General features: G+C 67.7%; 21 protein-coding genes and 1 rRNA gene. 10 read left to right on the plus strand and 12 right to left on the minus strand.

The features are described 5' to 3' along the window. Positions 1 to 126: 126 nt before the first annotated feature. The 5 genes from QNN99_RS13810 to arfB all read left to right on the plus strand — a co-directional run bounded on the left by QNN99_RS13810 (position 127) and on the right by arfB (position 5,160). Positions 127 to 1,875: a sensor histidine kinase gene (locus tag QNN99_RS13810; protein ID WP_229967088.1), complete on the plus strand. Its 1,749-nt coding sequence runs from the start codon at positions 127 to 129 to the stop codon at positions 1,873 to 1,875. Next, positions 1,872 to 2,636 (plus strand): response regulator, encoded by a 765-nt coding sequence (locus tag QNN99_RS13815; RefSeq protein ID WP_229967089.1) that lies wholly within the window; start codon positions 1,872 to 1,874, stop codon positions 2,634 to 2,636. Before QNN99_RS13810 ends, QNN99_RS13815 begins: the two co-directional genes overlap by 4 nt. A gap of 190 nt (positions 2,637 to 2,826) precedes the next feature. After that, positions 2,827 to 4,206: an FAD-binding oxidoreductase gene (locus tag QNN99_RS13820; protein ID WP_229967091.1), complete on the plus strand. Its 1,380-nt coding sequence runs from the start codon at positions 2,827 to 2,829 to the stop codon at positions 4,204 to 4,206. Positions 4,207 to 4,249: 43 nt separating this feature from the next. Then, positions 4,250 to 4,645 carry a GNAT family N-acetyltransferase gene (locus QNN99_RS13825; protein WP_229967093.1) on the plus strand — a complete coding sequence of 132 codons (396 nt, stop codon included), beginning with the start codon at positions 4,250 to 4,252 and terminating at the stop codon, positions 4,643 to 4,645. Between the two features lie 92 nt (positions 4,646 to 4,737). Continuing rightward, positions 4,738 to 5,160 carry an alternative ribosome rescue aminoacyl-tRNA hydrolase ArfB gene (arfB, locus tag QNN99_RS13830; RefSeq protein WP_229967095.1) on the plus strand — a complete coding sequence of 141 codons (423 nt, stop codon included), beginning with the start codon at positions 4,738 to 4,740 and terminating at the stop codon, positions 5,158 to 5,160. Here arfB and QNN99_RS13835 read toward each other — a convergent pair. Then, complete coding sequence (locus QNN99_RS13835) at positions 5,157 to 7,166, minus strand: AMP-binding protein (protein WP_229967097.1); 2,010 nt, start codon at positions 7,164 to 7,166, stop codon at positions 5,157 to 5,159. The genes arfB and QNN99_RS13835 overlap by 4 nt on opposite strands. Positions 7,167 to 7,378: 212 nt before the next feature. Here QNN99_RS13835 and QNN99_RS13840 point away from each other — a divergent pair, with 212 nt between their 5' ends. The 4 genes from QNN99_RS13840 (at position 7,379) to QNN99_RS13855 (ending at position 11,731) form a co-directional block, all read left to right on the plus strand. Further along, complete coding sequence (locus QNN99_RS13840) at positions 7,379 to 8,032, plus strand: GntR family transcriptional regulator (RefSeq protein WP_229967099.1); 654 nt, start codon at positions 7,379 to 7,381, stop codon at positions 8,030 to 8,032. Between the two features lie 88 nt (positions 8,033 to 8,120). Beyond that, positions 8,121 to 9,638: an MmgE/PrpD family protein gene (locus QNN99_RS13845; RefSeq protein WP_229967101.1), complete on the plus strand. Its 1,518-nt coding sequence runs from the start codon at positions 8,121 to 8,123 to the stop codon at positions 9,636 to 9,638. Then, entirely contained in the window at positions 9,639 to 10,544 is a 906-nt protein-coding gene (gene prpB / locus QNN99_RS13850; RefSeq protein ID WP_229967103.1) for a methylisocitrate lyase, read from the plus strand. 53 nt (positions 10,545 to 10,597) lie between these two features. After that, positions 10,598 to 11,731 carry a bifunctional 2-methylcitrate synthase/citrate synthase gene (locus tag QNN99_RS13855; RefSeq protein ID WP_229967105.1) on the plus strand — a complete coding sequence of 378 codons (1,134 nt, stop codon included), beginning with the start codon at positions 10,598 to 10,600 and terminating at the stop codon, positions 11,729 to 11,731. A 106-nt stretch (positions 11,732 to 11,837) separates the two neighbouring features. Here QNN99_RS13855 and QNN99_RS13860 read toward each other — a convergent pair whose 3' ends face one another. The 10 genes from QNN99_RS13860 to QNN99_RS13905 all read right to left on the minus strand — a co-directional run bounded on the left by QNN99_RS13860 (position 11,838) and on the right by QNN99_RS13905 (position 21,852). Continuing rightward, positions 11,838 to 12,308 carry an 8-oxo-dGTP diphosphatase gene (locus QNN99_RS13860; protein WP_331461785.1) on the minus strand — a complete coding sequence of 157 codons (471 nt, stop codon included), beginning with the start codon at positions 12,306 to 12,308 and terminating at the stop codon, positions 11,838 to 11,840. Positions 12,309 to 12,364: 56 nt separating this feature from the next. Beyond that, complete coding sequence (gene xerD, locus QNN99_RS13865) at positions 12,365 to 13,258, minus strand: site-specific tyrosine recombinase XerD (protein WP_229967130.1); 894 nt, start codon at positions 13,256 to 13,258, stop codon at positions 12,365 to 12,367. Between the two features lie 413 nt (positions 13,259 to 13,671). Further along, entirely contained in the window at positions 13,672 to 14,340 is a 669-nt protein-coding gene (locus tag QNN99_RS13870; RefSeq protein WP_229967107.1) for an NUDIX domain-containing protein, read from the minus strand. Between the two features lie 6 nt (positions 14,341 to 14,346). Continuing rightward, positions 14,347 to 16,041: a CTP synthase gene (pyrG, locus tag QNN99_RS13875; protein WP_229967109.1), complete on the minus strand. Its 1,695-nt coding sequence runs from the start codon at positions 16,039 to 16,041 to the stop codon at positions 14,347 to 14,349. Between the two features lie 31 nt (positions 16,042 to 16,072). Further along, positions 16,073 to 17,800: a DNA repair protein RecN gene (gene recN, locus QNN99_RS13880; protein WP_229967111.1), complete on the minus strand. Its 1,728-nt coding sequence runs from the start codon at positions 17,798 to 17,800 to the stop codon at positions 16,073 to 16,075. Beyond that, positions 17,797 to 18,771 carry an NAD kinase gene (locus QNN99_RS13885; RefSeq protein ID WP_229967113.1) on the minus strand — a complete coding sequence of 325 codons (975 nt, stop codon included), beginning with the start codon at positions 18,769 to 18,771 and terminating at the stop codon, positions 17,797 to 17,799. The genes recN and QNN99_RS13885 overlap by 4 nt, the downstream gene beginning before the upstream one ends. A gap of 51 nt (positions 18,772 to 18,822) precedes the next feature. After that, a complete protein-coding gene (locus tag QNN99_RS13890; protein ID WP_229967132.1) occupies positions 18,823 to 19,734 on the minus strand; it encodes a TlyA family RNA methyltransferase in 912 nt (303 codons plus the stop codon). Beyond that, positions 19,735 to 19,953 (minus strand): hypothetical protein, encoded by a 219-nt coding sequence (locus QNN99_RS13895; RefSeq protein ID WP_229967115.1) that lies wholly within the window; start codon positions 19,951 to 19,953, stop codon positions 19,735 to 19,737. It abuts the gene before it with no gap. Between the two features lie 41 nt (positions 19,954 to 19,994). After that, entirely contained in the window at positions 19,995 to 20,993 is a 999-nt protein-coding gene (locus QNN99_RS13900) for an HAD-IIA family hydrolase (protein ID WP_229967117.1), read from the minus strand. Between the two features lie 4 nt (positions 20,994 to 20,997). Beyond that, positions 20,998 to 21,852, minus strand: a complete 855-nt coding sequence (locus QNN99_RS13905; protein ID WP_229967119.1) for a tetratricopeptide repeat protein — start codon at positions 21,850 to 21,852, stop codon at positions 20,998 to 21,000. A 156-nt stretch (positions 21,853 to 22,008) separates the two neighbouring features. Between QNN99_RS13905 and QNN99_RS13910 the strand changes: the two genes are divergently transcribed. After that, on the plus strand, positions 22,009 to 22,971 hold the full coding sequence (locus QNN99_RS13910; protein WP_229967121.1) for a hypothetical protein: 963 nt from the start codon (positions 22,009 to 22,011) through the stop codon (positions 22,969 to 22,971). 652 nt (positions 22,972 to 23,623) lie between these two features. Here the strand turns inward: QNN99_RS13910 and rrf are convergent. After that, a 5S ribosomal RNA gene (gene rrf, locus QNN99_RS13915) occupies positions 23,624 to 23,702 on the minus strand; the annotation flags it as partial.

Genomic DNA, 23,702 nt, shown 5'->3' on the forward strand with positions numbered 1-23,702 from the left:
ATGCGCGGAGCCGTACGGGAATCGCCGGGAACGTAAGTCATTCGCATTCATCGTCATCCGGAGCTGTGACGGCTGTCACCATTGTGTTCATACTGTTCTCAATTGTTTTGAGCAAAAGGAAATTAATTGCGGAAATGGAGCCTGGCCAGCCGGCTGCTTATCGGGCAGCTGGCTTTTCTCGTGTGCCTGTCGCTCGGGCTTTCGCTGGCGCTCTATCTCCAGGCCGAGCGGGACAGCTACGAGGAGACCGGCGACCGGATGCTTGCCGTGGCCGGCACCGTTGCCGCAGATCCGTTTGTGCTGGAGTCGGCAGCCGCCGCGGATCCGAGCAGCTCCCTGCAGCCCTTCGCCCGGGCCGTCATGGACGCCGCCCACATCGATTTCCTGACCATCATGGCGCCGGACCGCACCCGGTTCACCCACCGCAGCGAAGATGAGATCGGCAAGGCCTACCTCGGCTCCGTGGACCAGGCGCTCGACGGACAGTCCTTCACCGAGACCTACGCCGGAACCCTGGGGCCGTCGGTCCGGGCCATTGTTCCGGTCCTCGGGCCGGACGGGGAAGTCACCGCCCTCGTCGCGGCGGGCATCACCGTGGACCGTGTCGCCGTCGCACGGAACGCCCAGCTGCCCGCGGTGGTCCTGACATCGCTGGGGGCACTGGTCTGCGGCACCCTCGCCTCCTACCTGCTCAGCCGCTACCTGCGGCGCACCACTCAGGACCGCCGGCCGGATGAGCTGCAGAGCATGTTCACGTTCTACGACTCCGCCCTGCATTCACTGCGCGAAGGTTTGCTGCTGCTGAACAACGACGGCGAACTCGTCCTCTACAACGACCAGGCCGCCGAACTGCTGGGCTTGGAACCCGGCGGAAGCGGCAGGCCTCGGGATACCAGGGCCCTGGGGCTGCCGGGTCCGCTCGCGGCCCTGCTGCACGAGGGTCGGACTGCCGAAGATGAGTTCCACTTTGCTCGGGACCGCATCCTCGTGGTGAACCAGTCCCCCGCCCTCGCTCCGCCGGGTCCCGACGGCGTCGGCCGGCTCCGCCCGCTCAGCCGCAGCGCGAAGCGGGCCGCTCCGGCGGCAAGGCGCTTCGGCACCGTGACCACCCTGCGTGACCACACCGACATTGAAGCCCTGACCGGAGAACTGCAGTCCATGCGCACGCTGACCGATGCCCTTCAGGCCCAGGCCCATGAACACGCCAACCGGCTGCACACGCTGGTCTCGTTGATTGAGCTCAACCGCCACGGCGACGCCCTGGACTTCGCCACCCGCGACCTGGAGCGGTCGCAGCAGTTGGCCGACGACGTCGTCGCCGCCGTCGGTGAGCCCGCCCTGGCCGCGCTGCTGACGGGCAAGTCGGCGCAGGCCCGCGAGCGCGGCATCCGCCTGGCCGTGGATCTGACGCACGCCGGCTCCGATGTTCCGCTGGAGCTGGACCCGGGTGAGCTGGTGACGATTGTGGGAAACCTGATCGATAACGCCTTCGACGCGGTCCAGGGCCTTCCGGACGCCGCGGTGGATACCCGGTTCGCGCTGGCCGGAGACCACTCCCGGGACTGGTTCGAGATCACGGTGCAGGACAACGGGCCGGGCATTCCGGAGCTGGTGTCCGGGCGGGTCTTTGACCAAGGCTTCAGCACCAAGGATCCGTTGGTGCTGCTGCCGTCGGGCACCGGTGCGACCGGCCGCGGCATCGGTCTGCCGCTGGTGCGCCAGGCGGTGCTGCGGCTGGGCGGAACCCTGCGCCTTGATCCGGGCGGACAGCCCGGGTGCGGTGCGGCCTTCACCGTGTTGCTTCCCCTCCCGGGGCCGGATGGCCTGTCTCCTTCCGCCGCTCCTCTTTCCAATGCTGCGGCGGTCCAGCGGTGAATGCCGAACGGAACATCACCGTCCTGGTGGTTGAGGACGACGGCATCGTCGCCGAGGCCCACGCCGAATATGTGCGGCGCAGTCCCGGCTTCGCCCTGGCCGGCGTCGTGCACACCGGCACCGACGCCATCACCTTCCTGAACGCCTCAGCCACCGGCCGCAGCGGCACGGCGTCCGACGGCGGCCTGCCGGGGCACAGCGGGCCGGGACAGGGCACGGAGCCCGCCGTCGACCTGATTCTCCTGGACATGAACCTGCCGGACCTGCACGGGCTGGACGTGCTGCGCCGGATCCGCGGGGCGGGAGTTCCTGCCGACGTCATCGCCATCACCGCGGTGCGGGATCTCGCCGTCGTGCGCAGCGCGATGTCAGCCGGCATCGCGCAGTACCTGATCAAGCCCTTTACCTACTCGGCATTCAGCGCCAAGCTCGCCTCCTACCGGGAATACCATCTGAACCTGGCCGGGCAGGGTGTCTCGGCCACCCAGTCCGAGGTGGACCGCGCCCTGGCCGCGCTGCGGCCGAATGTGCCGGCGGTGCTGCCCAAGGGGCTCTCCCCCGACACCCTCGAAGCGGTCTCGGAGCTGCTGAAGGCTGCGGCCGCGCCGATGTCGGCCAGCGAGGTGTCGGCGGCGCTGGCCATGTCGCGCATTACCGTCCGGCGGTACCTGGAGCACCTGGGTGACCAGCGCGCGGTGCTGCGCACTCCCCGCTACGGCACCCGCGGCCGGCCGGAGCTGGAGTATCACTGGCGGCGGTAAGGTCCGCACACCGGATCTTGGCGCCCGACTCCTCCAGGACGGACAGATTCTCAGCCCGACACAGCGGATTATCGCTCCGGGGTTCCGAAGCAGCCTGCTGGTGCCTACCCTTTAGGTGCATTTAAGCCAAGCCAACAGCAGGCCGAAATGCCCTCCCATTAGGCCTGCCCGCCTACCCGGAGTGTGTCCCATGATTCAGGAATCAGACCTTGAAGCCCTCCGCAGTGTTGTCCAGGGCACGTTGAGCGGCCCGGGCGACGCCGGCTACGCCGTCGCCACCGCAGGGTTCAACCCTTCCTTGGTCCAGCGCCCCGACGCCGCGCTGGGAGCGTCCGGCGTCGAGGACATCCAGCTCGCCGTCCGTTGGGCAGCGCAACTCGGCATTCCCATCGGGATCCAGGCCACCGGCCACGGGGCTGTGACGGAGATGGACGAGGGCCTAATGATCAATACGTCCCGGTTGCAGGACCTGACGGTGGATCCCGACGCCCAAACGGTCACAGTCGGTGCCGGGGTTCGCTGGGGCCAGGTGCTGGAGCAGGCAGTGCCAGAGGGCCTGACTGCCCCGCATGGGTCCTCCGGCCACGTCGGAACGGTCGGCTACGCGTCGGGAGGCGGGTTGCCGCTGATGGGCCGGGCACTGGGGTTTGCCGCCGACCATGTGCGCTCCATCGATGTTGTTACTCCCGACGGCCGGCTGCGGCATGTGGAAGCCGGCGGCGAGAACGCCGATCTGTTCGCGGCGCTGAGGGGAGGGAAAGGCAATTTCGGCGTCATCACGTCGATGACTCTCGGCTTGATTCCCTATCAGGAGTTCTACGGCGGCGCGATCCTGTACCCGGAGGACGCCGGCCCGGAAGTCTTGGAGACCTTCCGTGAATGGACGGTTCAGCTGCCCTCGGATGCCTCGGCTTCCCTGGCCTTCCTTCACTTTCCAGACGTCCCCTTCCTGCCGGAGGACCGGCGCGGCACGTCGCCGGTGCATCTTCGGTTCGCGCTGTTCGGCAGCCAGGAAGAGGGAGACACACTGATCGGGCCGATGCGGCACGCCGCAAATCCCCTCCTGGATACTGTCGGGCCGATGAACTACCTGGACGTAGGAAGCATCCACATGGATCCGGATGAACCGGTTCCCAGCATGGACCGCGCCACCCTGCTGACGTCGCTGCCGGAGGATCTGGCCGATGAACTGCTGCGCCAGATCGGTCCGGGTTCAGACACTCCGCTGGCGCTGACGGAAATACGCCTCATGGGCGGCGCCCTGGCCACCGAGCCGGCGGTCGAAGATGCAGTCTCCGGCCGGAACGCGGCCTTCCACATCTTCTCGGCCGGCATTAATCTTCCGCCGGCGGCCGACGCCACGGCGGCGGCGCTGGAACGCTTCGGCGCCGCCGTCGAGCCCTACGCTGCCGGCTCACTGGTCAATTTCCGGGGCCCTGTTGGCCGCAAAGGGGACGTGGCCCCGGTGTGGGAACCGGGGGTGTTCGGACGGCTGCAGGCGGCCAAGGCGGCCTACGATCCGCAAAACCTGTTCCGGTTCAGCCATGCAGTTCCGCTTCCGCAGACCTAGCGGCGGGCCGCTCCGCGTGCCCGGGGATTGAGCACCGGCTGCCGTGCTTGGATCCTCACGAAGGAGGTGCGCCGCGCCGTCATTCCGAGGCGTTGCCCGAAACCCCGCGGAAACCGGGATACGTTCCCTGCACCTACCCTGGATTTCCGAGGGGAGCTCGATCATCGGGTCGCTGGCGATCCGGCATGAACTGAACGATTTCCTTCTCAACGAAGGAGGGCACATCGGCTACAGCGTGCGCCCGTCGGCGCGGCGCCGGGGCCACGCCGCGCAGGCGTTGAACAACGCGGTGCCGGTGGCACGGGCGCTGGCGATATCCCCGCTTCTGCTCACCTGCGATGAGGACAACACCGGTTCCCGGGCAACCATCGAAAAGAGCGGCGGCGTCCTCGAAGACATCCGGCGGGGCAAACGCCGCTACTGGATCAGCACGAGCTGATCGCGTCCAGCTAATTCCCGGCGACCCGGTGACGCCCGCGGCGGCGGCTACATGTTTTCCGGTGACGCCCGGTTACGTGCGACGCTGGTTGCATGGATCTGGAGATATCGCCCGCGCTCACGATTCCCGCAGCGGAACTGAATTGGCGATTCTCGCGCTCCTCCGGGCCCGGCGGCCAGCACGTTAACACCTCGGACAGCCGCGTGGAGCTCTCGTGGAACGTCTCTCAATCGGCCGTCCTTTCCGAGAACCAACGGCTGTTGCTGCTCACGCGGCTCGAGCGGCGCCTCGTGTCCGGGACCATCACGGTGACCGCCTCCGAACAGCGCTCCCAGCTGCGCAACCGCGAACTCGCCCTGGCCAAGCTCGCGGAGCTCGTGGCAGCGGGCCTGGCTCCGGAAGCGGCCCGCCGCCGCGCGACCAAACCCACCCGGGGGTCGAACCGCCGGCGCCTCGATGCCAAGAAACAGCGATCGGCAACGAAATCGCAGCGCAGACGACCCCCGGCCGACTAGGCCCCCGGCCGCAGCAGCGGCAGCAACGCGTCGATGACCAGCGGATCCTCAATGATCGAGGGCACCGTATAGGCATCGCCGTCGGCAATCTGCCGCATCGTCTTGCGCAGGATCTTGCCGGAGCGGGTCTTGGGCAGCGCGTCCACCACCTGCACGTCCTTGAAGTCCGCCACCGGCCCGATCGACTCGCGCACCAGCTTCACCAGATCGGCCCGCAGCTCCTCCACACCCAGGACCGAGCCGGCCTTCAGCACCACGTAGCCGCACGGCCGCTGCCCCTTGAGCGAATCCGCCACCCCGATCACGGCACACTCGGCCACCGCGGGATGCGTGGCAACAATCTGCTCCATCGCGCCGGTGGAGAGCCGGTGCCCGGAAACGTTGATGACGTCATCGGTGCGGCCCATGACAAACACATAGCCGTCCTCATCCACATAGCCGGAATCACCGGTGGTGTAGCAGCCCTCGAAAATCTCCAGGTAGGAAGACCGGAACCGGTCATCGCTGCCCCACAGCGTGGTCAGGGTGCCCGGCGGCAGCGGCAGCCGCAGCACAATGTTGCCCTCTTCGCCGGCGGGAACCTCCGCCCCCTCGCCGTCCACGATGGCCAGCGAGAACCCGGGCACTGGAACGGTCGCGGAGCCGGCCTTGATCGGCAGCTGCTCCAGGCCCAGCGGATTGGCGCAGATCGCCCAGCCGGTCTCGGTCTGCCACCAGTGATCCACCACCGGAATGTCCAGCGCCCGGCCGGCCCAGGCAAAGGTCTCCGGGTCCAGCCGCTCCCCCGCCACAAACAGCGTCCGCAGCGCCGACAGGTCGTAATCCGCCATCAGCGCGGCGTCCGGATCGGCCTTGCGGATCGCCCGCAGCGCGGTGGGCGCGGTGAAAAGGACATCCACCCCGTGCTCCCCGGCCACGCGCCAGAACGCTCCGGCGTCGGGCGTGCCCACCGGCTTGCCCTCGTACAGCACGGTGGCCGCCCCGGCGAGCAGCGGCGCGTACACAATGTAGGAGTGCCCCACCACCCAGCCGACGTCGGAGGCGGTCCACATCACTTGGCCGGGGCCGACGTCGTAAATGTTGCGCATCGACCAGGCCAGCGCGACGGCGTGCGAACCGTTGTCCCGGACCACGCCCTTGGGTGCGCCGGTGGTGCCGGAGGTGTAGAGGATGTAGAGCGGATCGGTGGCGGCCACCGGCACCGGACCGGCCGGTGACGCAACGGCCGCGAGCGCGTCCCAGTCGTGCCAGGCGGCGCCGTCCGCGCCGTCGTACTCCTCGAAGGAGTGGTCAAAGCCGTCCCGGGCCGCAACTACCACATGGTTCACCCGATGCGTGGCGGCCGCGAGCGCGGCGGCCACATTGGGCAGGTACTCCACGGTGCGCCGGGGCTCCAGCCCGCCGCTGGCGGTGACGACGACGGCGGGGCGGGCATCGTCGATCCGCGCCGCCAGCTCCTTCGGGGCGAAGCCGCCGAACACCACCGAATGCACCGCGCCGAGCCGGGCCGCCGCGAGCATCGCGATCACGGCCTGCGGAATCATCGGCAGATAGATGATGACCCGGTCCCCGGCTTCAACGCCCAGTCCGCGGAGCACCCCGGCGAAGGTTTCGACCTCGGCGAGCAGCTCGCTGTAGGAGTACGTGCGCTTGACGCCGAGCATCGCGGAGTCGTAGATCAGGGCATCCGCGTCCCCTCGGCCCGCGGCGACATGCCGGTCCAGCGCGTTGTAGCTGGTGTTGAGTGTCCCGTCGGGGAACCAGCGGTACAGCGGGGCGGCGGAGTCATCCAGGGCACGCCGGGGCGCGGTGTCCCAGTCCACCAGGGCGGCGGCCTCAAGCCAAAAGCCCTCGGGGTCGTCGAGACTGCGGGCATAGGCCTGCGCATACCCCTCGCCGGGCCCGGCTTCCACCCCTCCGGCGGTTGCGGGCTCGATGCCGACGGCTGCGGGCTCGATCCCGACGGTCTCCGGTGCTTCATTTCCTGCATCCAGGCCAGAGCTCATGAATCCTCCTCGATTCGCATGTGATACCCATCACCCTAGGCCTGTCCGGCCGTTCGCCACAAACCGGACTGTGTATACATGACCTCCCGCGAACTCTGGGATTTAGGCAAATTTGTTTCCGCTAGGCAGGTTTGTGTATACACTGATGAGATACATCACACATGGACCAGTCTGCAGCACGGGCTGGCCGCAGCAGCAGAGAGGAGCGTCCCATGAGGGCAAGTGACCGCGCCTACCGGGCGCTCCGCGAGGACATCGTCTCGGGACGCCTGCCGCCGGGAACCGTGCTCGCCGAAGTGGAGCAGTCCCAGCGCCTGGGCATTTCCCGCACACCGCTGCGCGAAGCCATCAGCCGGCTCACCGCCGACGGGCTGGCCGCCCCGCACACCGGACGCGGCGTCGTCGTCACGGCAATCTCACCGAACACCGTGACCGAACTGTTTGAGCTCCGCCAGGCCCTGGAATGCAAGGCCGCCTCGCTGGCGGCCTCGCGCGGAAACCCCGAGGTCTTCACCGGGCTGCGGCGGGAATTCGAGGAGGCCGCGGACCTCATCCTGCAGGACGCCGGAACCGATCCGTCCCGCGCCGGCTACTACGCGCTGGTGGCCCGCCTGGATGAAGCCATCGACACGGCCGCCGCCAACACATACCTCACCCAGGCTCTGGCGAACGTGCGGCTGCATCTGGCCCGCGTCCGCCGCCTGGCCAAGGACAACCCGGAACGGCTGCTGGCTACGGCCGGCGAACACGCCACCATCGCCGCGGCCATCGCCGCCCGGGATCCGGCGCTGGCCGCCTCCGCCACCTCGGTCCATCTGCACAAGAGCCTGGAACACTTCCTGGCAGCCACCGGCCCGCCGGACTGACACCCCGCTCCCCTGCCACCGGGCAACCGGCTGGCAACCCTGAAAACTTCCCTTCCGAAATCCCGAAAACGTCCCGAAAGGACACAACATGAATCTCCACAAGGTGCGGGTCCACCGCAGCGACGAGAACCTGGCCCGCGAAGACCAGCTGGCCTACAAGATCGCCGAGGTCGCTGCCGACCCCGTCGCCGTGACCGACGAGGTCACTGACATGGTCATCAACCGCGTCATCGACAACGCCTCGGTGGCCATTGCCTCCCTGAATCGCGGTCCCATCGTCGCCGCCCGCGCCCAGGCCCTGTCATTCTCCCCCTCCGCGCACGGCAACGGCTCGGCAGTGTTCGGCGTCGAGCAGAAGACCTCCCCGGAGTGGGCCGCCTGGGCCAACGGCGTGGCTGTGCGCGAACTGGACTACCACGACACGTTCCTCGCCGCCGAGTACTCCCATCCGGGCGACAACATCCCGCCGCTGCTCGCCGTCGCCCAGCACACCGGCGCCTCCGGCGCCGACCTGATCCGCGGCATCGCGACCGGCTACGAAATCCAGGTCGACCTGGTCAAGGCCATCTGCCTGCACAAGCACAAGATCGACCACGTGGCCCACCTCGGCCCGTCCGCCGCCGCCGGCATCGGCACCCTGCTGGGCCTCGACGTCGACACCATCTTCCAGGCGGTCGGCCAGGCGCTGCACACCACCACGGCCACCCGCCAGTCCCGCAAGGGCGAAATCTCCACCTGGAAGGCGCACGCTCCCGCATTCGCCGGCAAGATGGCCGTGGAAGCCGTGGACCGCGCCATGCGCGGCCAGACCTCCCCCACCCCCATCTATGAGGGTGAAGACGGCGTCATTGCCTGGATGCTGGACGGCCCCGGCGCGGCCTACGAAGTGCCGCTGCCCGAGGCCGGCGAAGCCAAGCGCGCCATCCTGGACACCTACACCAAGGAACACTCCGCCGAGTACCAGGCCCAGGCCTGGATCGACCTGGCCCGCAAGATCCACCGCGAGCACCCCGAGGCCGCCGACGCCTCCAAGGTCGCCAGCGTCCTGATCGCCACCTCGCACCACACCCACTACGTGATCGGCTCCGGCGCCAACGATCCGCAGAAGTACGATCCCACGGCTTCGCGCGAGACCCTGGACCACTCCATCCCGTACATCTTCACCGTCGCCCTGCAGGACGGCGCCTGGCACCATGTGGACTCCTACGCCCCGGAGCGCGCCGGCCGTGCCGACACCGTGGAGCTGTGGCACAAGGTCACCACCGTGGAGGATCCGGAATGGACCCGCCGCTACCACTCGCTGGACATCAACGAGAAGGCCTTCGGCGGCAAGGTGACCATCGTCCTGACCGACGGCACCGAGATCACCGATGAGATCGCCGTCGCCGACGCCCATCCGCTGGGCGCCAAGCCGTTTGCCCGCGAGCAGTACATCAACAAATTCCGCACCCTGGCCGCCGGGCTGGTCTCCGACGAGGAGATCGAACGCTTCCTGAGCACCGTCCAGCGCCTGCCCGAACTGGCCGCCGGCGAGCTGGACCAGCTGAACATCACCGCCGCCGAGGGCGTCATCGACCCGGCCAACGCCCCGAAGGGACTCTTCTAAATGCTGTACTCCTCCGTAACCCCCGAGGCCAAGCGCATCGCCTTCCGCAAGGGCCTGGCCTCCGGCACGCTCCAGCAGTACCCGGGTGCGTTCAACCCGCTTTCGGCCCGCCTGATCGAGGAAAAAGGGTTCGACGGCGTGTACATCTCCGGCGCGGTCCTCGCCAATGACCTCGGCCTGCCGGACATCGGCCTGACCACCCTGACCGAGGTCGCCACCCGCGCCGGGCAGATCGCCCGGATGACCGACCTGCCGGCCATCGTCGACGCCGACACCGGCTTCGGCGAGCCGATGAACGTCGCGCGCTCCATCCAGGAACTCGAAAACGCCGGCCTGGCCGGCTGCCACATCGAGGACCAGTTCAATCCCAAGCGCTGCGGCCACCTCGACGGCAAGAACGTGGTGGACCTGGACACGGCCACCAAGCGGATCCGCGCCGCCGCCGACGCCCGCCGCGACTCGAACTTCCTGATCATGGCCCGCACCGACATCCGCGCCGTGGACGGCCTCGAAGCCGCCCAGGACCGGGCCCGGGCACTGGTCGACGCCGGGGCGGACGCGATCTTCCCCGAGGCCATGAAGTCGCTGGAGGAATTCGCCGCGATGCGTGCCGCCGTCGACGTGCCGATCCTGGCCAACATGACCGAGTTCGGCAAGAGCGACCTCTTCAGCTACGACGAGCTGGCGTCAGTGGGCGTGAACATGGTGATCTACCCGGTCACCCTGCTGCGCAGCGCGATGGGCGCCGCCGAGCGCACCCTGGACACGATCAAGGCCAAGGGCACCCAGCAGGAGGATGTCCCGAATATGCTCACGCGTGCACGTTTGTACGATCTGGTGGATTATGAAGCCTATAACCGCTTCGACACGTCGGTATTCAACTTCCAGATCCCGGGCCAGCACTAGCACTGCCCCGGAATCACCGCAGCTACATCATCGCGACAAAGGAGTCTTTCGTAATGACAGATGAGCAGATCCACAAGGGACTGGCCGGTGTCCTTGTTGACACGACCAAGGTCTCCAAGGTCAATCCGGACACCAACTCGCTGCTCTACCGCGGTTACCCGGTCCAGGAGCTGGCGGCACACTGCAGCTTCGAAGAGGTGGCCTACCTGCTGTGGAACGGCGAGCTGCCCACCGCCGACGAGCTGGCGGAGTTCACCGACGGCGAGCGGAACCAGCGTGCGCTCTCCCCCGAGCTGAAGGCCGTCATCGACGCCCTGCCGCTGACCTGCCACCCGATGGATGTCTGCCGCACGGCAGCGTCGGTGCTGGGTGCGGAGCATGCCCAGGCGGATGACTCCTCCCGGCAGGCGAACATGGAAAAGTCGGTCAGCCTGTTCGCCGCCATGCCCGCCGTCGTCGCCTACGACCAGCGCCGCCGGCGCGGCGAGGACGTGGTGGAGCCCCGCGATGATCTGGGCTACTCCGCGAACTTCCTCTGGATGACGTTCGGCGAGGAAGCAGCCCCCGAGGTCGTGGAGGCGTTCAACGTCTCGATGATCCTGTACGCGGAGCACTCCTTCAACGCCTCCACGTTCACGGCCCGCGTGATCACTTCCACGCTCGCGGACCTGCACTCGGCGGTGACCGGCGCCATCGGCGCACTCAAGGGGCCGCTCCACGGCGGCGCCAATGAGGCGGTCATGCACACGTTTGCGGAGATCACCTCAAGCGCCGGCGAGGGCGACGTCGCCGAGCACGCCGCGGGGTGGCTGGACGCCGCACTGGCGGACAAGAAGAAGATCATGGGCTTCGGCCACCGCGTGTACAAGAACGGCGACTCGCGGGTGCCGACCATGAAGGCCTCCCTGGACAAGATGGTCAAGCACTACGACCGTCCGGACCTGGGCGAGCTCTATACCGCGCTGGAGTCGGCCATGGGTGAGCGGAAGAACATTCTGCCCAACCTGGACTACCCCGCCGGTCCGGCCTACCACCTGATGGGCTTTGACACGCCCACCTTCACTCCGCTGTTCGTGGCCGCCCGGATCACCGGCTGGACCGCGCACATCATGGAGCAGCTGGAAGCCAACTCCCTGATCCGCCCCCTCAGCGCCTACGACGGCCCGGAGGAACGGCACCTGGGCTAAGCAGCCGGTTCCGAACAGCAAGACGCCCGCCGCAGGATATTCTGCGGCGGGCGTTTTGCTGTCCGGGTGGCCCGCTGTCCGGGTGGCTCGCGGCCCGGACGGAACGTCAGGAAAAGACGATGCCGGCGACGCTTTCGTTGTCGTCGGCCAGGGTGACGACAACGTCAAAGGCCCGCCCGGCGAGCACCTCCGGCATCCAGTGCGCCGAATCCGGCCACATCTGCGGATACGGCACCTCGTTTACCGGGTACCAGACCGGAACGATTTCCGACGACGGCGCCGGCTCGCCCATCCAGGTGCGCGCCCGGTAGACCACCGTGGACATGTCCCACTCCGGGCGGGCCGGAAAGATGAACTCGATGGTTCCGGCCTGCTCCAGGTCGGCTTCAGCCACGGTGACCCCGGATTCCTCGAAGACTTCGCGCACGGCCGCCTGCTCCGGGGTCTCCCCCGGCTCCACATGCCCGCCGAGGGTGACGATCCGGCCAATTCCGAAGCCGGTCTGCTTCAGCCCCATCAGGACTTCCGCGCCGCGCTGCTGGGTTTCACGCAGCAGGAAGCACAGGACCACGGGCACGGCGCGAGGCGGCGCGTGTTCGCCGGCCGGTTCGCCGGGCCCGAAGGCGCCCGGCGTCACAGTGCCCGCGGATGCGCGGCGGCGTAGACCTCGCGCAGGGTTTCGGCGGTCACCAGGGTGTAGACCTGGGTGGTGGTCACCGAGGCGTGGCCGAGCAGCTCCTGCACCACGCGGACGTCGGCCCCGCCCTCCAGCAGGTGCGTGGCGAAGGAGTGCCGCAGCGTGTGCGGGGACACGTCCCGGCCGATCTGTGCCTTTTCCGCGGCGTTTTTCAGGATGGTCCAAGCGCTTTGCCGGCTGAGCCGGCCGCCGCGGGCGTTCAGGAACAGTGCGGGCGTTCCCTTGCCCTTCACGGAGGCTGCCGGCCGGCCGCGGACCAGGTACTCGTCCAGTGCGCGGGCGGCGTAGGAGCCCAGCGGCACCAGGCGTTCCTTGGAGCCCTTGCCGAAGAGCCGCACCACGTCGGGGCCGTTGGCGGGGATCCGTTCCAGGGACAGGTCATCGATGTCCAGGCCGACGGCCTCGCTGATGCGGGCCCCGGTGGAGTAGAGGAATTCCAGCAGTGCCCGGTCCCGCAGCCCGGTGGGGGTCTCAGTGGAGATCGCCTCCAGGATCCGGGTGACCTCATTGACGCTGATCGCCTTGGGCAGCCGTTTGCCCGGCAGCGGCGGATGGACGTCGGCGGCCGGGTCGGCGGTGGCCAGGCCCTCCAGCGCCCAGAACTTGTGCAGCCCGCGGACGGCAACCACGGTGCGGGCTGCCGAGCGCACGCTCAGCGCGGAGGCGCCGTCTGAGCCCTCCACGATCGACTGGGCGAAGGCTGTCACATCGTGCCGGGAGATGCGGCCGACGTCGTCGACGCCGCGGGAGGTCAGGAACCGGGCGTACCGCAGCAGGTCGCGGCGGTAGGCATCCAGCGTGTTGACGGCCAGGCCCCGTTCCACTGCCATGTGCTGCAGGTAGCCGCCGATGGCACGGCCGACGGCGGTGGCGCGCAGCTCATCGGCGGCGGAGGGGCCCTTGGGTGCGGGAACCTTCGGAGGCTTGGGGGTTTTGGCGTTTCCCGGCGCCTCGGGATCAGCGGGCTCCGCCGGCGTGGAAGTCGCTGCCGAATCGGCGCCGGACGCCGGAGCGGAATCCTCTGCCTTGCCTGTGGACTTGTCTGTGGACGTGGCTGTGGACCTGCTGGCTGCCTTGTCCTCCGCCAGCGCGGCGCGCAGCAGCTCGGCGGGGGAATCCAGCCGGAGGGTGGCGTTGCCCGGACGGTAATCGAACCGGATGGTGTCGTTCAGCGACGGGGACCCCGGCGCAGGAGTGTGTCCGCCGGCGGGTAGATCGGAGGCGGCCATAGCAGTCTTCAGTCCTAAAGAACGGGGCCCTGCGGCCAAGTGGAGTGCTGGGAGTGGTGTTCGGGCCAGGGTGCGTCCGCCGGGCGCAGGTTGGCATAGCCGGACGGGCGGGCCGCTGCTGCGGCCAGGACTCCGGCCACGGCCGAGGGGCTGTGCATCCGGCCCTCAAGGGCGGCTGCCACTGCGTCGTCGAGATCTACCCACATGGTGCGGATTTCCGCTTCCTCATGGGTGCGTTCGTGCCGGTCGGCCTCGGGGATCCAGGTAATACCGCGTGCGAGGTAGATGCGCAGAGCCTCCCGGGACGAGCCGGGCGAGAGGAACAGGTCGGTGAGGACGTTCCACTCGGCGGCCTGGATGTCGGCCTCCTCGGCCAGCTCCCGGGCGGCGCCGACCTGGAAGTCCTCGCCGTCGATGTCCAGCAGTCCGGCGGGGATTTCCCAGAGGGTCATCCGCACCGGATGCCGGTACTGGTTGATCAGCAGCACCTGGCCGGCGTCGTTCAGGGCCAGGATGGCGACCGCCCCGGGGTGGCGGACGAAGTCGCGGACCAGGGGTTCGCCGTCGTCGGTCAGGGAGAACTTCTCACTGACCACGTCCCAGACCCGCCCGGTGTATTCCACGGAGGAACTCAACAGGCGGCGGGGACTCTGTTCGTCGGCGAACCCTCTGGCCTCGCTCATGGGTTGTTAGCCCTTGCCGTTCTGGCGTGCCAGGGCGGCCTTCACCAAACCGGCGAAGAGCGGGTGCGGGCGCGTCGGGCGGGAGCTGAGCTCCGGGTGCGCCTGCGTGGAGACGTAGTACGGGTGTACGTCGGCCGGAAGCTCAACGAACTCCACCAGTCCGCCGTCGACCGTGGTGCCGGAGAAGGACAGGCCCGCCTCGGCGATCTGGTCGCGGTACTCGTTGTTGACCTCGTAGCGGTGACGGTGGCGTTCGGCCACAGCCGTCTTGCCGTACGTCTTGGCCACCACGGAGCCCTCTTCGAGCTTGGCGTCCCACAGGCCCAGGCGCATGGTGCCGCCCATGTCGCCTTCGCCGGAGACAATCTGCTTCTGCTCAGACATGGTGGCGATGACCGGGTACTTGGTGTCCGGCTCGAACTCCGAGGAGGACGCACCTTCCAGACCCACCACGTTGCGGGCGTACTCGATGACCATGCACTGCAGTCCGAGGCACAGGCCCAGGGTGGGCACCATGTTTTCCCGGGCGTACGTCAGGGCGCCAAGCTTGCCTTCCAGGCCGCGGATGCCGAAGCCGCCGGGAACGCAGATGGCGTCGGCGCCGGCCAGTGCCGCTGCGGCACCTTCCGGCGTGGCGCACTCGTCCGAGGGCACCCAGCGGATGTTGACCTTGGTCTTGTTGGCGAAACCGCCGGCGCGCAGTGCTTCCGTGACGGAAAGGTAGGCGTCGGGCAGGTCCACGTACTTGCCCACCAGGGCAATGTCGACATGGTGCTTGGGGTTGTGGACAACTTCGAGGAGCTTGTCCCACTTGGTCCAGTTGACGTCCTTGAACTTCAGGTCCAGGTGCTGGACGATGTACGCGTCCAGGCCCTGGGAGTGAAGCGTCTTGGGGATGTCGTAAATGCTCGGGGCGTCCGGGCAGCCCACGACGGCGTCCACATCGACGTCGCACATGCGGCCGATCTTGGCGCGCATGGCATCCGGCACCGGGCGGTCCGAGCGGATGACGATGGCGTCGGGCTGGATGCCGATGGACCGCAGGGCGGCCACTGAGTGCTGCGTCGGCTTGGTCTTCAGTTCCTGGGACGGGCCGATGTACGGAACCAGCGAGACGTGCAGGAAGAAGACGTTGTTGCGGCCAATGTCCTGGCGCACCTGGCGTGCGGCTTCCAGGAAGGGCTGGGACTCGATGTCGCCAACCGTGCCGCCGATCTCGGTGATGATGACATCGGGGGTCTTCTTCGCCTCGGAGGGCAGGCGCATCCGGCGCTTGATCTCGTCGGTGATGTGCGGAATGACCTGGACGGTGTCGCCGAGGTATTCGCCGCGGCGTTCCTTGGCGATGACCGTGGAATAGACCTGGCCGGTGGTGACGTTGGCGGAGCCGTCGAGGCTCTCGTCAAGGAACCGCTCGTAATGGCCGATGTCGAGGTCAGTCTCGGCGCCGTCGTCGGTAACGAAGACTTCGCCGTGCTGGAAGGGGTTCATCGTGCCCGGATCCACGTTGAGATAGGGATCGAGCTTCTGCATGGTCACCGCTATGCCGCGCGACCTCAACAGATGGCCGAGACTTGACGCTGTCAGTCCCTTACCGAGTGAGGACGCCACGCCACCGGTGACGAAGATGTGTTTTGTCGTAGAAGACGACTTGGGAAACCTGGAATTTGATCGCTGCACCACGGAGTTCGAGCCTATCACCTTTTGTAGTTCTGGTTTAAATGCGTTGGGGTTATTCATGCGGCGGGTGTCCCGCCGCGGCCAGGAGTTCAACGGCGTGTGCCCGGGCGGACTCGGAGTCTTCCTGGCCCGCGAGCATCCTGGCAAGTTCCTTGATCCGCTCCGCGTCGTCCAGGACGGTGACGTCGCTGGCGGTGACGCCGGTTCCATTTTCCCCCGTTGCGGACATCTTGATAACCCGGATGTGATGGTCGGCAAAAGATGCCACCTGCGGAAGGTGGGTGACCACTATCACCTGGACGTGCTTGGCCAGCATGGCCAGGCGGCGGCCGATTTCGACGGCGGCCTTTCCGCCGACGCCGGAGTCCACTTCGTCGAAGATGAACGTCGGCACGGGGTCCACCGCGGCCAGCACCACCTCGATTGCCAGCATCACCCGGGACAGCTCGCCGCCGGAGGCGCCCTTGCCCAGCGGGCGGGCCGGCGCGCCGGGGTGCGGCTGGAGGAGGAACGAAATGGCGTCCGCTCCGTGCACGCTGAGCTCCTCGACGGGAGTGACCTCGATGAGCAGGTGAGCATCGGCCATCGCCAGTGCCGACAGCTCGTCGCTCACCCGCCGGGCGAGTTCCGCCGCCGCTTCGGTCCGCAGTTTGGTCAGGTCCGCTGCGGCCGCGGTCAGTGTGGCCTGCAGCTCCGAGATTTCCGTTTCGAGTGCCTCGATGCGGGTGCCGTCATCCCCCAGCTCCGCCAGCCGGACGCGGCTCGTTTCCGCCCATTCCAGGACCTCGTCCACGGAGGGGGCGAACTTGCGGGTCAGGGCGGAGATCTCAGCCCGCCGGGACTCGACTTCGGCGAGCCGTTCCGGGCCTTCGCCGTCCAGGGAGGCGCTGTAGCTGGCCAGTTCGGTGGCAATGTCCGCAAGGATGTAGCCGACTTCGGCCAGCCGCTTGGCGGAATCGGCCAGGGCGGGGTCGTGTTCTCCGGCCAGTTCCAGCTGCCGCTTGGCGCTGTCCACCAGCGAGGTGGCGTCGGAACCGTCGGAGAAGTCTCCGGCAATCAATGCCGAGTGCGCGCCCACGGCCGCGGTGCGCAGTTCCTCGAAGTTGTTCAGCCGGGTGGCTTCGGTCTTGAGGATCTCGTCCTCCCCCGGCAGCAGCTCGAGGGCATCGATTTCCTCCAGCGAGGCCGTGAGGTACTCGGCTTCGCGCAGGCGTTCCCGGGCCTGGTCGCGCAGGGTGGAGAGTTCGGTGACGGCGGACCGCCAGCGGGCGAAGTCCGTCTGGTAGGAGGACAGGACGGAGGCAAGGGCAGGGCCGGCGTACTTGTCCAGGGCTTCACGCTGCGCGGCCGTGCTCTTGAGCCGGAGCTGATCCGACTGTCCGTGCACCGCCACCAGATGCTGGCCGACCTCGGCCAGCACGCCCACCGGAGCGGATCGTCCGCCCACGTGGGCACGGCTGCGCCCGGCGGCGTTGACGGTGCGGGCGAGCATCAGCTCGGTGACGCCGTCGTACGTTTCCAGTTCCGCGCCGGCGTCTTCGGCCCGAGTCACTGCGGGGTTGTGCGGCGGCAGGCGCACCAGAGCTTCGGCGAGGGCCGCTTTGGCGCCGGTGCGCACCGCTCCGGCGTCGGTCCGGGCGCCCAGAAGCATGCCCAGGGCGGTGATCACCATTGTCTTTCCGGCGCCCGTCTCACCCGTAACCACCGTGAATCCGGGGCCGAGTTCCAGCGTGGCGTCAGTGATGACGCCGAGGTCGCGGATGCGGATCTCTTCGATCATGTGGCCAGCCCTCCGCTGTCTGCCGTCCGGCGGGTGAGTTCCACACTCGCTGAGTGTTCCCCCGGGGTGCCGACGGGTCCGCGCCAGCCCTGGGTGGGGAGCTGGAATTTGCGGACCAGGCGTTCGGAGAACGGCGTGGCATGCGTTCGGGCCAGGCGGACGGGGATGGTGGAGCGCGTCACCTCGATGCGGGCGCCCGGCGGCAGTTCGACGCTGCGCCGGCCGTCGCACCAGAGCACGCCGGCGGCATCCGTCCGGGTCAGGATTTCGACCGCCAGGATGGAGGTGGGTGCGACCACGAGGGGGCGGGCGAAGAGGGCGTGTGCGCTGATCGGGGTGATCAGGAGTGCCTCGACCTCGGGCCAGACCACGGGGCCTCCGGCGGAGAAGGAATAGGCAGTGGAGCCGGTGGGTGTGGCCAGGACAACGCCGTCGCAGCCGAAGGAACTGATCGGCCGGGCGTCCACTTCCACCACGACTTCGAGCATCCGCTGCCGGTCCGACTTTTCGATGGCCGCTTCATTCAGCGCCCAGGTGTTGGCGATCATCCGGTTTTCAAACCAGACTTTGACGTCGATCGTCATGCGTTCTTCGACCGTGTAGGCCCGCTCCACGACCCAGTGCACGGTCTGGGCCAGGTCTTCGCGCTCACTTTCGGCCAGGAATCCAACGTGTCCCAGATTCACGCCGAGCAGCGGGACGTCGGTGCCGCGGACCAGCTCGGCGGCCCGCAGGATAGTGCCGTCGCCGCCCAGGACCATGCCCAGGTCGACGCCGGCCAGGTCAACGTCTTCATCGAGGATTTCGGTGGGTGCGGTGAGGACACCGTAGACGGCCTGGATGTCTTCCAAATCCCGCCGCCGCATGACCGGGATCAGGCCGGAGGCGTGCAGCTGCGTGCAGGCTTCCTGGGCGGCAGTCATGGCAGCCTGCCGGCCGGTGTGGGCCAGCACAAGTATCCGTCTGCTCATGTCTGTCATATCCTGTTCCGCTCCCGGGGGAGCTGCTTTGGAGCTCCGTCGTCAGTCTTCTGTCGTCAGTTTCCTGCGGTCAGTTTCTCCGGTGCGTGTCTCGCCCGCAAACCGATCAGTAACCGAGTCCGGTCCGGCTCCATCAAACCCGTCAAAGGCCTCTTCCACCAAACGGCGGGCCTCAGCCTGTGCATCGGCGGGCAGCGCGGCCGGCTGTTGGTCAGCGGCCGCGACCTGCAGCCACAGGAAAAACTCCACGTTGCCGTTCTGCCCCGGCAGCGGACTGCGGGCCAGGCCGGCCACCCGAAGGTTCTCCGCCATGGCGGCAGAGACCACGCGGGTCACTGCCAGCCGGTGCTTTTGCGGATCCATGACGACGCCAGCCTTCTCCAGCTTCTCACGGCCCACTTCAAACTGCGGCTTGACCATGAGCAGCAGACTGCCGCCCGGGCGCGTCGCTGCGGCCAGCGGAGCAAGCACCAAGGTGAGGGAAATGAACGAGAGGTCGGCGACGGTCAGGTCCACCGGTCCCCCGATCGCCTCGGGCACCAGATACCGGACGTTCAAGCCTTCGTGCACATCGACCCGCGGGTCAACGCGCAGGGCGTCCACCAATTGGTCGTGGCCGACGTCGACAGCCACCACGCGCTCGGCACCGCGCCGCAGCAGGACGTCCGTGAAACCGCCGGTGGAGGCTCCGGCATCGAGGCAGCGCAGCCCTTCGGGCTGAACCTGCGGAAACGCGTCAAGGGCGCCGGCCAGCTTATGGCCGGCACGGCTGACATAGTCGGGGACGCCGTCGTCGAGCACTGAGAGGGGATCTTCTGCGCTGACCGAGGCCGAAGCCTTGCCCAGCACGGCACCCGCTCTGGCCACCCGGCCCGCCGCGATGAGCTTGGCCGCGTGGGTCCGGGAGCGCGCCAGTCCCCTGGCCACCAGTTCCTGGTCTAGTCTTGCCACGATCTAGCGCTCCTCCGGCGGTTCGGCGTTCAGTTCAGCCAACAGGCCGTCGTGCAGTGCGGTGTAAACGGCATGCTGTTCAGGGATGGGCGTATCGGCAAGTGTTCCCAGGGACGCCAAAGCGGCGTTTACTGCCGGATCCGCCGTCTGCGCCCGCAGGTGGGGCCAGGGGCGTTCGGTGCCCGGGGACTCCTCGCCGGTGTTTCCGCTGGTGTTCTCCATCTGGCGGCTGCCCCATCCTTGTCTGACGTTTGAAACCCAGCTTATCCGCCGGGGGTGACAGTCCAGCTGAGCTCGGGTGCGGAGGCCGTTTCGGCGACCGGCCGGGCGTTCCACCAGGCCGCACAGGCAGCGCGCCAGCTGTCCAGATCACTGCGGTCTCCGGAAATCTCCACCGTGTTGCCCAAGACGCGGGCAGTGGCGGTCCCGCAGGCGAAAACGCCGTCGCGGGCTTCGATTTCCGGATAGGGAGCATAGAAGGCGTCGAGGTTTTCCACGAGGTACGTCGGCCGTTCCCGGGTGCGGGCGGCCAGCGCTGTCTGCGGACTGTCGACGCCGGTGAGCACCAGTGCCGTCGCGAAACCGGCGTTGTTGCCGCCGAGGATGTCGGTATCCAGGCGGTCACCGACCACGAGCGGTGTTGAGGCGCCCAAATGGCTCGCCGCCGTCAGGAACAGCGGGGCCTCGGGCTTTCCCGCCACCAACGGTGTCCTGCCGGTGGCCGCCGCAACGGCGGCCACCAGCGTTCCGTTTCCCGGGGCGATCCCCCGGGCCTGTGGAATGGACATGTCGGTGTTCGTGGCAACCCATTTGGCACCGCGTTCCACGGCGAAGGCCGCCTCGGCCAGGTGTTTCCAGCCGAGCCCGGGATCGAAACCCTGGATCACGGCGTCGGGCCGGTCATCGGCGGAGCGCACCGGTACCAGCCCCTGTTCCAGGACCTGCTCGGTCAGCCAGGCGCTGCCAATCACCAGGACCGTGGCGCCGGCCGGCACCTGGCCGGCCAGCAGTTCAGCACCGGCCTGGGCCGAGCCAAACACGGTTTCCGCTGTTGCCGGGGCCCCCAGCTCGCGCAGATGCGCTGCCACCGTTTCGGAGGAGCGCGACGCGTTGTTGGTGACGTAAGCCAGCTGCACGCCGGCGCCTTCAAGGCGCTGCAGGGCCTCAACGGCTCCTGGGATGGCGTGCGGGCCGGCGTACACGACGCCGTCCAGATCGGACAGGACTGCGTCGTACCCGGCAATCAGCGGTGTGTTGGCCATGGTGCTACGCGCGTTCCTCGTCAGCGTCGCCGGCAGGCGCGTCGGCGGAGAACTCGTCGTTGTCGTTGCCGTCGTCGTGCTGTGCAGCGGCGGTGTCGTTGTCGTCCTCTTCGGTTTCGAGGACGCCGATGACGCCTTCCTGCTCGTCCGAGGGCAGGGTGTCGATGTCGTCGCTCAGTTCCAGCTCGTCATCGGCAACTGCCTTCTCAACGGGAGCGGCAAACGGCGTTTCGGAGCGCTCGGCAACCGGACGATCGTCGCGGTCTTCGCGGCCCCGGCGGGGACGCTCCGGCTTTTCGTCGTCGTCGTCACCCAGGTCGAAAATGTCCGGCTCAGCAAACTCGCCGACGCCCAGGGCCTTTTCAGCCAGCAGCGCGCGGTCGTTCCACTGTGCAGCTTCTTCGTTGCGGCCGGCTGCCTCGAGGGCATCAGCGTAGGCGCGGAAGAGGCGCGGGCTGAAGGAGAACGCACGGTTCTTGTCCAACTGCGGGATTTCCAGTGCGGTCACGGCGGCGTCGAACTGCTCCATGTCCATGCGGGCACCGGAGGTAACAATGGCCATGTCCACCTGTCCGGCGGCATCCAGTTCCTTGGCTTCATCCGAACGGGAGATGTCCAGGGCACGGTCCGGGCGGCCCAGACCGCGTTCGCAGTCGGCCATCATGGCCAGGTAGTCGTTGGATCCGCTGATCCGGCGGTAGGTGCGGAATTCACGCAGCGCCTCGGCGAAGTTTTCGGAGGCGTAGGCGGTCAGGGCCACTGCTTCGCGCACTGCTGCCATGCGTCCGCCGCGGCGGCTTGCTGCCAGGGCGTGCTGGAAGGCCAGCTCGGGGTTGATGTCGATCAGGCGGCCTGCCATGACCAGGTGCTTGGAGACCCACTCACCGCTGACCTCTTCCAGGACGCGCAGCTGGGCGCGGGTAACCTTGTCCAGCTCCTGGCCTGTGACGTCGTCATCGATTTCCGGTGAACGCTCACGGTCCGGGCGGTTGGCGCTGCGCAGGTCGCGGGCATTGTGCTTGCGCTCAACAACCGGTGCATCCTCGCCACGGGCCGGACGGTCGTTGGAGAAGGACGGCTTGCGGTCATTGTCGCGGGGAGGACGACGATCATCGCCACCACGGGACGGACGATCGCCGAAGGAAGGCTTACGATCTCCACGGTCACCGAAGGACGGCTTGCGGTCATTGTCGCGGGGAGGACGACGATCGTCGCCACCGAAGGACGGCTTACGATCGCCACGGTCACCGAAGGACGGCTTGCGATCTCCGCGGTCACCGAAGGACTTGCGCTCACCATCACGGGCGGGACGATCACCGAAGGAAGGCTTACGATCGCCACGATCGCCGAAGGAGGGCTTGCGATCGCCACGATCTCCGAAGGAGGGCTTGCGATCGCCACGATCTCCGAAGGACTTGCGCTCACCATCACGGGCGGGACGATCACCGAAGGAAGGCTTACGATCGCCACGATCTCCGAAGGAGGGCTTGCGATCTCCGCGGTCACCGAAGGACTTGCGCTCACCATCACGGGCGGGACGATCACCGAAGGAAGGCTTACGATCGCCACGATCGCCGAAGGAGGGCTTGCGATCTCCGCGGTCACCGAAGGACTTGCGCTCACCATCACGGGCGGGACGATCACCGAACGAAGGCTTACGATCGCCACGATCACCGAAGGACTTCCGCTCACCATCACGGGGAGGACGACGATCGTCGCTGCCGCGGCTGGCACGGTCGTTGCGCTCGGAACGGTCGCCGAAGGATGGCTTGCGGTCGTTGTCGCGTGCGGGACGGCGGTCATCGCCGCCGAAGGACGGCTTGCGATCTCCGCGGTCGCCGAAGGACGGCTTGCGATCTCCGCGGTCGCCGAAGGACTTGCGCTCACCGTCGCGTGCGGGACGGCGATCGTCGTCGCCGCGGGCAGGCCGGTCGCCGAAGGACGGCTTACGGTCCTTCGAGTACGGCTTGCGCTCTGATGATGCGCCGCGGTCGCCGAAGGACTTCCGCTCGCCGTCGCGTGCCGGCCGGCCTCCGAAGGAGGGCTTACGGTCTTCGTGGCGCTTGGGGGCGTTGCGGTCGTTCGTGGCCGGGCGTCCGCGGTCGTCGCGCTGGCCTGACGAGCTGCTGTTGCGGGCGGCGTTGTTGCCCTCGCTGCCGCGCTGATCCCTGTTATCTTGCTCTGACATGCTGGTGAGTTCCTCTCGTCGTGAGCCGACCAACGGAATTTACTGCAGTCGCTCGTCACTATGGATATATAAAGTTCTAAAGTCAGTGGGGCCCAAAACGGGCACAAGCCAATTCTAGTGCAGGCTGGTCTTGTCGGCGTCGCCCCATGCCCACAGGCGTGCCTGGATAAGGTGAGACTGCCCACCTCTTGAACCCCGTGGGACCGGTAACGTCCCATCGGGGCGGGCTACCATCGGTTGCGCCGCCTCTCTGGGATCTCGCGAGATGGCTGTAAGTGCTGTTCCCGGGGCCGGGACGTGCAGTTTTTGCCATCTCGGCGCAAACGAGCCCGGGCCCGGGAGGGTGCCGGCGGGTCTGGACCACACGGGTTAAACAAGTAAGGCCCCGCCAATGGCGGGGCCTTACTCTCTGAACAACCGGTGTCTTTCAACCGTAAATATTGTCCGGCGGTGACCTACTCTCCCACATCCTCCCGGATGCAGTACCATCGGCGCTGTGGGTCTTAGCTTCCGGGTTCGGA

Source organism: Arthrobacter sp. zg.Y820 (genome assembly GCF_030125555.1).
Taxonomy (GTDB): domain Bacteria; phylum Actinomycetota; class Actinomycetes; order Actinomycetales; family Micrococcaceae; genus Arthrobacter_B.

Bases quoted from the DNA above. Each gene is read 5' to 3' on its own strand.
- prpB (WP_229967103.1), top strand. From the start codon at position 9,639: ATGCTGTACTCCTCCGTAACCCCCGAGGCCAAGCGCATCGCCTTCCGC.
- QNN99_RS13885 (WP_229967113.1), bottom strand. From the start codon at position 18,771: ATGAGCAGACGGATACTTGTGCTGGCCCACACCGGCCGGCAGGCTGCC.
- QNN99_RS13835 (WP_229967097.1), bottom strand. From the start codon at position 7,166: ATGAGCTCTGGCCTGGATGCAGGAAATGAAGCACCGGAGACCGTCGGG.
- QNN99_RS13900 (WP_229967117.1), bottom strand. From the start codon at position 20,993: ATGGCCAACACACCGCTGATTGCCGGGTACGACGCAGTCCTGTCCGAT.
- QNN99_RS13870 (WP_229967107.1), bottom strand. From the start codon at position 14,340: ATGAGCGAGGCCAGAGGGTTCGCCGACGAACAGAGTCCCCGCCGCCTG.
- QNN99_RS13905 (WP_229967119.1), bottom strand. From the start codon at position 21,852: ATGGCAGGCCGCCTGATCGACATCAACCCCGAGCTGGCCTTCCAGCAC.
- QNN99_RS13845 (WP_229967101.1), top strand. From the start codon at position 8,121: ATGAATCTCCACAAGGTGCGGGTCCACCGCAGCGACGAGAACCTGGCC.
- QNN99_RS13820 (WP_229967091.1), top strand. From the start codon at position 2,827: ATGATTCAGGAATCAGACCTTGAAGCCCTCCGCAGTGTTGTCCAGGGC.
- QNN99_RS13855 (WP_229967105.1), top strand. From the start codon at position 10,598: ATGACAGATGAGCAGATCCACAAGGGACTGGCCGGTGTCCTTGTTGAC.
- QNN99_RS13840 (WP_229967099.1), top strand. From the start codon at position 7,379: ATGAGGGCAAGTGACCGCGCCTACCGGGCGCTCCGCGAGGACATCGTC.
- arfB (WP_229967095.1), top strand. From the start codon at position 4,738: ATGGATCTGGAGATATCGCCCGCGCTCACGATTCCCGCAGCGGAACTG.
- xerD (WP_229967130.1), bottom strand. From the start codon at position 13,258: ATGGCAGTGGAACGGGGCCTGGCCGTCAACACGCTGGATGCCTACCGC.
- recN (WP_229967111.1), bottom strand. From the start codon at position 17,800: ATGATCGAAGAGATCCGCATCCGCGACCTCGGCGTCATCACTGACGCC.
- QNN99_RS13895 (WP_229967115.1), bottom strand. From the start codon at position 19,953: ATGGAGAACACCAGCGGAAACACCGGCGAGGAGTCCCCGGGCACCGAA.